Origin of the sequence: Calothrix sp. FACHB-168 (assembly GCF_963889195.1) — a bacterium.
Lineage (GTDB): Bacteria > Cyanobacteriota > Cyanobacteriia > Cyanobacteriales > Nostocaceae > Aulosira > Aulosira anomala_A.
In genome coordinates this window covers 1-9,634 of the sequence record NZ_CAWPNJ010000102.1, presented here as the reverse complement: position 1 = coordinate 9,634, position 9,634 = coordinate 1, and the positions used below count along the sequence as shown (strand labels likewise).

Genomic DNA, 9,634 nt, shown 5'->3' with positions numbered 1-9,634 from the left:
GTTGAGGGTTTACTGATTTCTCTAATTGTCCGATACCTCTTTGTAGACAATACTTGTTTCTTAACGCATTATTTTATCATTCTGTCAATGCGTAAGTCCTATTATTATTTATTAGTGATAAGTATTTTTTATACTAATTTTTGTTAATAGAATTTATTCCATGTCATTTACAACTTGTAAGAAATGACTCAGCAATTGTTGTCCTTATATGTGATTAGGGACTTCCAAGAAATAAATTATCCAATCTTGTGGGGTGGGCATCTTGCCATTGGTGTCAAGTTAAAGCTTCAGCCCAGATGTCCAGCGACCTGGCGGCGTTGCGTCGGTGTCGCTGACGAACAGCTTTGACAAGACCCATAGAACGTTGATGCTCAACTAGCCAAGGAATCAGTTGTAGTTGTGAATTGTGCGTAGGCGAAGCCCGCCGCAGGCATCGCGCACGATGGAAAAAATACAAACTGCGGAACACCATTTCCACAGAAATTCGATCTATTGGCTGCTGTAGAGCGATGCCAAAGGCAAGCCGCTTCGCGTCTACGCAACATCAGCGCACAAATCATTGAGAACAGCATAGAAAATCCAAGTAGCATAAACTTGCATCTGCACACCATTAGTGCCGCCAACCCAGAGATAAGATAAACCTAACAACCGTTTTGTCAGTAAAAATGCATCTTCGATTTTCCAACGACGGCGATACAACTGACAAACCGACCTGCTTATTCTTGGCTGCCAGACGCTCTATTACTTGTTCAAACAGCTTGATAAACAACTGAGCTGGTAAACTCTCTAGGCGTTGAGATAGTGCTTGCCGACTCACCTGCATTGCCTCAACCCACATCAACCCTTCCACTTCCAGGCAGCGTAGCACATCTGTTAAATGCTGTACTTGTCTATACACTAGACTCAATACTATTGCTGCCATCACGGGTAGAGTCAGTACGCGATGCCTTCGGCGGGCTACGCCTACGCGCAAGCTACGTTCTTTATCTTTAACATCTTTGAGATTGGCAAATGTCCCTGGAGTTAATAGCTCAATCAACCGTGATTCTATCTCCTCACTTGTTGGAGCAGGAGAAGTTACCCGATGTCGAAAGTCTGGATTTCCTTGCTTCTTCCTTGGCTTGCTCATAGCTATTCTCAACTCCCTTGTGTTGAGTTTAACCATTGAGTTTTACCCACTTGACAAGACTCTATTTTTCTTAACTTGACACCAATGACAAGATGTCCACCCCACAAGAAAATTATATTGCAACATTTTAGCTGTGTCAGTCCAATATTTTAGACTGCGATTCATCAATATATTGTAGGGGCAAGGCATTGCCTTGCCCCTACAATATTTCGGTTTTTTTAATTGGTATTAGTATATATAGCATCAACATAGCAACCCTAAATTATTTGTTACAAACTCTCACTTTTTTCTCTTATCCTTGGCGTACTTGGCGTACTTGGCGGTTCATTAAAAAATATTTTCATAACTTAGATAGGATTGCTATACCTAGGGTAGATAATACCTGCCAATTTTTTGTAAGCATTGCTACAATTCACTAAAAAATTAAAATTAACAGCATAAAATCATCAATACAACTATGACAGCTTGTCTTTTGACATCTAATATAAATAACCCGAAAAATAAAATTTAGTGACTATTTTTACCGGGTGTGAGTGAAGTGAACAAGAATATTTTTCTGCTATCAGTTGTTGTGCAAACTTTACTGATAGCGGCTCCTGGCTGGGGTGCTGATGTTGATATCAAGCAAGAATCTACCGATAAATCACTGCAAATAATTTCTAATATTCCCGATTTAAATGATATTAAGCTACCCTCTACAAATGCCGAATTATTAACACCGAAATCGCTGAATAATCAAATTAGTCAAGATACACAAACCCCACAAGAACCAACAACAGAACCAAGTTCTCCTGATGCTCCAGCCGATGATGCAGATATCACCATTGAAGCAATTGGAGAACAAGATACTCTACCGCAATCCACACCAACTTATGTAGTTGACCAAGAAGAAATTAAAAAACAAGGTGCAAATAGTCTGGCTGATGTATTAAAAAGAATGCCAGGGTTTGCCATTAATGATGCTGGTCATGGTGCAGATATTCATACAGGTACATATTACCGAGGTGCTTCTATTAATCAATCTGTATTTTTGATTAATGGCAGACCAATTAATACTAATATCAACACCTATCATGGGGGAACAGATTTAAATAGTATTCCTGTAGAGGCGATTGACCGAGTAGAACTATATAGCGGTGCAGCTTCTGCTTTATATGGTTCCTCAGCCTTTGGCGGAGTTGTAAATATCATCACCAAAGAAGGTTATAGTCAGCCAAAATTATCCAGTAGTATCGAATTTGGTTCCTTAAGCCAAAATAATCAACAATTTAGTTATGGTGGGGCTGCGGGTGCTTTAAAGTATAACTTTAGCTTTGAAAGATACTTTACAGATAACCGTTATCGCGTTCCTGTTGGTGCAGCTAACCGCGATGCGCAAGGATTTTTCTTTAATGCAGATACAGCAACTAGTACTTATTTTGGCAATATTGCTGTCGATTTAGATCCTAAGAATTCGTTGACTTTTGATATTACGAAATTAAGTAGCCGTCGTGGTTTAATTTATTTTGGTTTTCCTCTACAACGAGATAGATTAGACCATGATGGATTAAATGCTGGTTTATCTTGGAAAACTCGCTTAGGTAGTGGCGATAATTCTACCTTAACAACTACATTTGGTTATAACCAAGATTACTTTAGCACCTATGGCCCGACAGTTTTTCAAGGTAGGGAATTTTATCGGACTGGTGTGTTAGATACTCAACAATTATCAGCCAGAGTAGATCATGAATGGAAATTTAGCCAGAATAATCAATTACGTTGGGGTTTAGATTTAAAAAACACTGATTTATATGGTGATACGTTAAGTACTAGCCCAAATAGAATTGCCAATAACGAAACAGAAAATCGCAGCATTTTTACTACAGCATTATTTGCCGTTAACACCTTTAAATTTAACGAAGATTTTCAGATTGATTTAGGGCTAAGACAAAATTTTGACGGACAATTTGGCAATTATCTCAATCCTAGCGTTGGTTTACGTTATGCGATCGCACCGACAATTGCCGTCCGTGGTAGTTGGGCTGGCGGACAACGTAACCCTGGTTTAGACCAGTTATATGTATATGATACAGTTCATGGTTGGGAACCCAATGCCGATTTAAAACCAGAAACCGGCTCCTCTTGGACTGCGGGAATAGATATCAATTTTTCTCAAAATCTCACCGGACAGTTTACCTACTTCGGAAGTAGTTTAGATAATCGCCTGGGAGTAGTCGCCGGTAAATGGCAAAACATTGGCTTAGTCGATACCAATGGTTTAGAGGCAGCCTTACAGTTAAAATTTACTAATAATTGGTCATCCTTTGTCAATTACACCTATACAGATGCCAAAATCAAAACCGGAAGCGAGCAAGGCTTGCAATTAGGCTTAATTCCTTATTCTGTATTGCAAACAGGAATTGGCTATCAAAACTCAGGCTGGCAAGCTAATTTGTATGTTACCTACAATAGTGGGGCGCGACGGGCACTATTTAACCGAGCTGGTGACAGTCCTACAGATTTTGCACCATCATTCCTCAATTTAGACTTTAGCGGTCGCATTCCCATCACCAGAACTTTGGGATTGAGAGTTTACTTAGAAAATTTACTAGGCGAACAATACGAACGAGTAAACCGAATTTACAGTCCTGGCTTTACCTTCCGCGTAGGCTTAAGTTCGGATTTATAGGGGCATTGGGCATTGGGCATTGGGCATTGGGCATTGGGCATTGGGCATTGGGCATTGGGCATTGGGCATTGGGCATGGGGAGTAGTAGACTGTCAGGGTTGAAATGAGGGACAGTAGTGTGAGCGTCTCGCTCACGCGGGCAAGACTTCGGCGTGAGCGCTCAGTCGAACGCTGCCCGCACTACCAAAAACCCCTCAAAACAAAATTGACAGACTAGTAGTTACTAATACTCTATAGGGTAGAGATGTGCGATATCTACGCTGCTCGGCGTCTACGCATTGTATCTACCAATCCATCAATTAAAATAATGACAAATGACCAATGACTAATGACAATTGTACAGACGCGATTCATCGCGTCTCTAACAAATGACCAATGACAAATGAGAGCCAAAATCGAAAATGAAGTACTAATCATCAACCACGAAGACTTACCTGAGTTTAAAAAGGGCGGTTCCGTGGTGAGAAATTCCTATTTCTGGGCTTTACGCTCAATCGCTGGGAAATATGGGCGTTATCGTGATTGGGAATACGAACCCGAAGTCTGGCTAGCTTTAGGGCGAATGCTGTTATCTTTTGCAGAGTCTGGGTATTTAGGTTATCGAGAAACTCTATTAGAATTTCCTCAATCTCAAGAGCAAATTCCGCCTCTACTCCGAGATGTCGCCACATGGGAATGATCGGTTTGTTTTTTAATAATTAGTATTACTAAATCTGTACCTTGACCTACAGGTTTAGTAATAAAAAAGGTTAAGGGACTTCCAAGAAATAAATTATCCAATTTTGTGGGGTGGGCAGCGTTCGACTGAGCGCTCACGCCGAAGTCTTACCCGCCTTTGACTATGGGCGGGCGAGACGCCCACCCCACAATAAATAGTTGTATATTTTTTTATTTGGAAGTCCCTAAACAAATGAGGATAAATATCTTCAGAAATACTCACTCCTGTATTTACAGCATATTTCAGGTAAATGAGGTACGCGCTTCGGGGCATGGCAGTGCCAGTGCCCCTACAATAAACGATCATCTGTACTTTATTTATGGGGATTATCTTTTTTATTTCTACTTTTACTTTTTACTTCTTAAAACATCCTCACTCGCAAGTCGCGTGAGGATTTTTAACTAGTTAAAACTGTAGAGGGAATTAACAATTGATCCTTGATTTGTCCAATTCCCAAAAAGTGATTTTCTGGCTCATAAACTCGAACTATACCAGTTATATCTAGGTTTACGGGAATTCGCTGACCTTGACACCACTTTTTTGCAGATAATGCGGGTAAAATTACTGTAGGTAGATGTAGTAAAGCAGTATCAGGGGCGATCGCTTGAAAGGTTCCTGTTTGCAGTTGAGTTTCTAAATCGCTCAAAGTTAAACTATTGGCTAACTCAAAACCACTGCTAGCAGTGCGTATTAAGACGGCGAGAGTACCACCAGTTTGTAAAGCTGCGCCTAAATCACGAGCGATCGCTCTAATATATGTACCACTACCACAGGCGATCGCAATATCTAATTCCGGAAATTCCCCTTCTCGCCAAGCCAATATTTCTATCCCAAACACTTCTACAGTCCTCACGGGAACTTCTACCTGTAAGCCGCGCCGTGCTAAATCATAGAGGCGTTGACCATCAACTTGAATAGCGCTGTAACTTGGCGGAATCTGTTGAATTTCCCCGATAAATTGCGGTAATAAAGCTTTTATCTCTGCTAAATCTAAGCCCGGACAAGGTGTAGAGGTAATTATTTCGCCTTGTAAATCGTCAGTTGTCGTCTGCACGCCAAACCTAATTGTAGCTTGATAAGCTTTATTACCTGGCAAATATTGCAATAATCTCGTGGCTGTACCAAAAGCGATGGGTAATACTCCCGTAGCAGCTGGATCTAAAGTTCCCGCATGTCCCACACGTTTGAGGCGCAGGAGTTTTCGCACCCGCGCCACACAATCATGAGAAGTCCAATCAAATGGTTTGTTTAAGTTTAAAAAACCTTGCACAATAAATTAAAAATTTGAGGATAAGTAGGTCGGCGTAATTAAATATAACTGGCAAGGGCTGTGATTTGTCATTTGTCATTGGTCATTTGTCATTGGTCATTGGTAAGGGAGATTTATACCAACTTATTTATACCAATTCTCTGTGAAGCTGCGCCTTAAAGCTGCAAGGCTGGAAACCTGGGGCTATATAAACAAAGCCTGCCTAAGCAGGCTAGATTATAAGCATCTTCATTTTTTATTAAGCAAAAATTACTAAAAACCTGACAGCAGATTTCCAGTTTGTGAGGTACAGATAATCGTTGATTGTAGGGGCACTGGCACTGCCATGCCCCGAAGCGCGTACCTAATTTACCTGAAATATGCTGTAATTTAGAGACTATTTATAATAATCAAAATAAGTATATTACAACACGTAAATATGTTTTAAATTATTACCAATGACAAATGACAAATGACAAATGACAAATGACAAATGACAAATGACCAATAACAGATACGTCTGTCAGGGTGAATTTACCACCCTTGACGACAATCTGTAATCAGTAATCATGGAAGAAATTGGAATAAAGATGAGATTTACGAACAAAATCTTCTCTATAAACAGATTTTGCCGAGATTCGCTAGAAAATCACCACATGCAGTAGTGTAACCCCCACATCCAACATCCAAAACCCAAATTTAACTATGGAGTTGGGGGATTTTTTGAAAGCTAACTTTGCAACTCTGGTTTCGGTGTCTACAGCTTGTGCTAATTCTGTTGTAGTGAGAGACTGCACAAAACTGACACTAAGAGGTTGACTGGAGATAGCTTGAGCGTAGGCGGCGTTGAGGTAGGGAGAGTATTGTGATGTACCAGCAACGTAGGTTTGAAAGAAAGGTAAACTCAAAGCATTAATGTAGCGACGCGCAACCGCCGGATTATCGCCAATTACCGGAGAAATATCGCCAAATAATTCGTTTCCCCTGTTCCCATTCCCAATGGTGGAAAAGTGGGTTCCACCGACAAGCATCACTAGATATTTAGATGAATTAGCAAACCAGGAGAAAGGTAAAATTTGCTCAAATAAGGCTGGTGCAACGGTATCATCACTGCTACCAACCAGCATTACAGGAGTTTGAATTTGGCTCAAACCTACTTTACCAAAAATCGAACTAGTGATCGGGTTAATTGCGATCGCCGCTTTGACTCTCTCATCTCGTAAATTAATTTCCGAGACTGACTGTTGATTTAGGGACAATGCACGACATTGGAGCAGTAACGAGATATTCCAAGTATCTTGCAGGATCTCTGGCTGACAATCTTTGCGTAGTTGGGCAAAGTTAATCTCTGCACCAGCTAAAGCTAAAGCCGTGTAACCACCTAAAGATTGACCTAATACTCCCACTTGTTGCAGATTTAACAAACCCCCAAATCGGGAATCTGATCTATTCGCCTTCTCCAGTTCATTGAGGATGTATTTTACATCTAATGGCCTGTCGATAAATTCAGCTGCTACTGTGCTGCTATTAGCCGTATCATTGCCGGAATGATTGGGGACAACTACAGCAAATCCATAGGAAGCTAAATGATTGGCGAGATAGCGAAAATTGCTGCTATCCGTACCCAAACCGTGAGAAATCACAATTACAGGTGCAGCACTTTCGACATGGGGAACATATAAATCAGTTAACAATTCCCTCCGCCGTGACAAGTCGGAGTAATTTAGGGTGTATTGCTGCACGCTAAATTGTCCTTGTTGTCGTAAATCTGGTAATTGTGAGAAATTTACTGGTTCTTGGGTAGTCGCTTCAAGATAGGACTTTCTGCTAACTTCCGCGATCGCGCGACTGGTTTCACCAATGAGTTGCTCTAATTCTCCAGCTATCCCCATGCTGTGGACTAAATCGATATTAATGCTGCTGGTGGGATACTTTCGTAACAAATTTAGGAGTGTGAGTCCTCCCGGTTCCCCAACAGCAGAAATAAACGCCGATCGCAAAGTTTGATATTCCAGTTGCGGTTGAGGCGATCGCGATTTAATCGCGGTTGCTAACCGTTGGAGAAGAAATTCTCCTTGTGGCGTATAGAGAAATTGAGACACCACAACCGGATTCACCTTCACCGGCGTTAATAAAATTCGCCGTAATTCTTGGAATTGTTTTGCAGGTAGATACTGTTGATAGATAGTTAACTTGTCATCGATTACACCAGTTTGGGCATAGTTTTCCAAAGACGCGATGGGAATCGCTAATTTTATGGCTGAAAAAGAGCCATAAACTTGTTCTGCTGCCAATACAGAATGACTCATTCCAAATATTGACAGCACTATTGATAGAACCAGCAATAGCAAAATTTTTACCAGGGTGCTGGCCCAATTACCAAACAAACTAATCATCGCTCAACTGTTTCGGTGATGTTGTTGCACGAGGCGTTGGCTTTGGTAGTTATTTAGACACCCTGGTAAGGTTATTTAATATTAATCGCCTCAAGATTATGTATTTTTTATGAGTTTGAATCTCTTTGTTACAATGCCAACAATTAAATGTAACAAGGCCTTACTGATACACAAAATATCAATTTAGCAAGAGATTCACTCAAGTGGCTGACGCTTACTGTGAAATCATAACAAAGAAAAAAATACCTTGCCTCAGTATTTCTAATGTAGCTTTGAATTAATGATTCATCTATTACAATTAATAGCTAGTAAAAACTCTGAAAAAATCGCGATTAATCAGTTTTTCCTAAAGCAATTGTTGCCGCACCAGTAACAACTAAAACCGCGCCTGTAATTCCTAATAATGTAAACTTTTCTGGTAGCATTAGCCCAGGCGCAAAAGCTGAGACAGCCCAGACTGCAATTAAAGTCACAATCGGCGTTATTGTTAATACGGCACTCACCCTTGATGCTTCCCAATGTGCCAAGGATTCCGCAAAAGCACCATAGGCAATGAGAGTATTTAAACCACAAAAAAGTAATGTATAGAAATGCAAATTACTCAATGTTAAAACGGCTTGCGCTTTACAAAAAGGTGTGAATAAAAAAGCACATCCACCGTAGACAATGAGCATAATTTGTGCAGAAGATAGCGATTGTAATAACTGTTTCTGTGCCAAAGCATAAACCGCCCATGCAGCAGCACCTAAGACAATTAAGCCACTACCGTAAAGATATTTGTTGTGAGATGTAATTAAATTGGTAAGTTGCTCGTGGAAAAACAAAACATAACCAATCGTGAATATACTTACTCCCAGCCATTGATAAATCTGATAACGTTCTTTAAAAATTACTAATCCGCCTAAACTCAAAAAAATTGAAGAGAATTGAATAATTACTTGCGCATTTGCAGGTGAGGTGAGTGCTAAACCTTGCAAAAACAAAAAATAATTCAGCGCTAAAAAAATTGTTGCGATCGCTAATAATAGCCCAGAAGCAGAACGCAGTTGTGCTAAAGTTGGTAACTTTCCCTGGAACCCTAAATACATAGCCAGCAAACTGAACGCCACCAAAAACCGAAACCAAATTACTGTATAGACATCAAGTGCTTGGAGTGCGACAGTAAGTGCGATCGGTAGAATTCCCCACAAAAACACTGTTAACAGTGATAAAGCTAGCCCTAACTGCCAGCGACCAGAACTTTGATGCATAGTTAAGCTAAAGATAAAATTATAGGTTTTATCGAAAATTTGGGTTTAAAACCTCCCCCTTCCAGGGGGACTTTACATGAGTAGGGATTCGTTTTACCATAGAAGCTATAGTTTGGTAAGCAAAATGTTGAAAGCCTACAAATACAGAATCTATCCGACTGGTGAGCAGGTAGTATTGCTTGCAAAGTCGTTTGGATGTGTACGTTGGTTTTACAATTTTGCGC

7 protein-coding genes and 1 pseudogene are annotated in these 9,634 nt (G+C 40.4%); 3 read left to right on the top strand and 5 right to left on the bottom strand.

Annotated elements, in window-relative coordinates; genetic code table 11:
* Positions 1–274: 274 nt before the first annotated feature.
* Positions 275–708: pseudogene (locus AACW45_RS38560) on the bottom strand (hypothetical protein); the annotation flags it as partial.
* Positions 611–1,129, bottom strand: a complete 519-nt coding sequence (locus tag AACW45_RS38555) for a hypothetical protein (RefSeq protein WP_373462111.1) — start codon at positions 1,127–1,129, stop codon at positions 611–613. The gene AACW45_RS38555 and the pseudogene AACW45_RS38560, both read right to left, overlap by 98 nt.
* Positions 1,130–1,667: 538 nt before the next feature.
* On the opposite strand from AACW45_RS38555, the gene AACW45_RS38250 reads away from it, so the two are divergent.
* Both AACW45_RS38250 and AACW45_RS38245 read left to right on the top strand, forming a co-directional pair.
* Positions 1,668–3,797, top strand: a complete 2,130-nt coding sequence (locus tag AACW45_RS38250) for a TonB-dependent receptor domain-containing protein (protein WP_190638226.1) — start codon at positions 1,668–1,670, stop codon at positions 3,795–3,797.
* A gap of 382 nt (positions 3,798–4,179) precedes the next feature.
* Positions 4,180–4,476 (top strand): hypothetical protein, encoded by a 297-nt coding sequence (locus AACW45_RS38245; protein ID WP_190638225.1) that lies wholly within the window; start codon positions 4,180–4,182, stop codon positions 4,474–4,476.
* Between the two features lie 436 nt (positions 4,477–4,912).
* On the opposite strand, the gene truB is transcribed toward AACW45_RS38245, so the two are convergent.
* From truB to AACW45_RS38230, 3 genes are all read right to left on the bottom strand, one after another.
* Complete coding sequence (gene truB / locus AACW45_RS38240; protein ID WP_190638223.1) at positions 4,913–5,785, bottom strand: tRNA pseudouridine(55) synthase TruB; 873 nt, start codon at positions 5,783–5,785, stop codon at positions 4,913–4,915.
* Positions 5,786–6,405: 620 nt separating this feature from the next.
* Positions 6,406–8,160: an alpha/beta hydrolase gene (locus AACW45_RS38235; protein ID WP_190638221.1), complete on the bottom strand. Its 1,755-nt coding sequence runs from the start codon at positions 8,158–8,160 to the stop codon at positions 6,406–6,408.
* Positions 8,161–8,492: 332 nt separating this feature from the next.
* Positions 8,493–9,410 (bottom strand): DMT family transporter, encoded by a 918-nt coding sequence (locus tag AACW45_RS38230; protein ID WP_190638219.1) that lies wholly within the window; start codon positions 9,408–9,410, stop codon positions 8,493–8,495.
* Between the two features lie 76 nt (positions 9,411–9,486).
* On the opposite strand from AACW45_RS38230, the gene AACW45_RS38225 reads away from it, so the two are divergent.
* Positions 9,487–9,634: helix-turn-helix domain-containing protein (locus AACW45_RS38225; protein WP_306415024.1), on the top strand; the 148-nt coding region annotated here is incomplete at its 3' end.

Bases quoted from the DNA above. Each gene is read 5' to 3' on its own strand.
- AACW45_RS38230 (WP_190638219.1), bottom strand. From the start codon at position 9,410: ATGCATCAAAGTTCTGGTCGCTGGCAGTTAGGGCTAGCTTTATCACTG.
- AACW45_RS38555 (WP_373462111.1), bottom strand. From the start codon at position 1,129: ATGAGCAAGCCAAGGAAGAAGCAAGGAAATCCAGACTTTCGACATCGG.
- AACW45_RS38245 (WP_190638225.1), top strand. From the start codon at position 4,180: ATGAGAGCCAAAATCGAAAATGAAGTACTAATCATCAACCACGAAGAC.
- AACW45_RS38235 (WP_190638221.1), bottom strand. From the start codon at position 8,160: ATGATTAGTTTGTTTGGTAATTGGGCCAGCACCCTGGTAAAAATTTTG.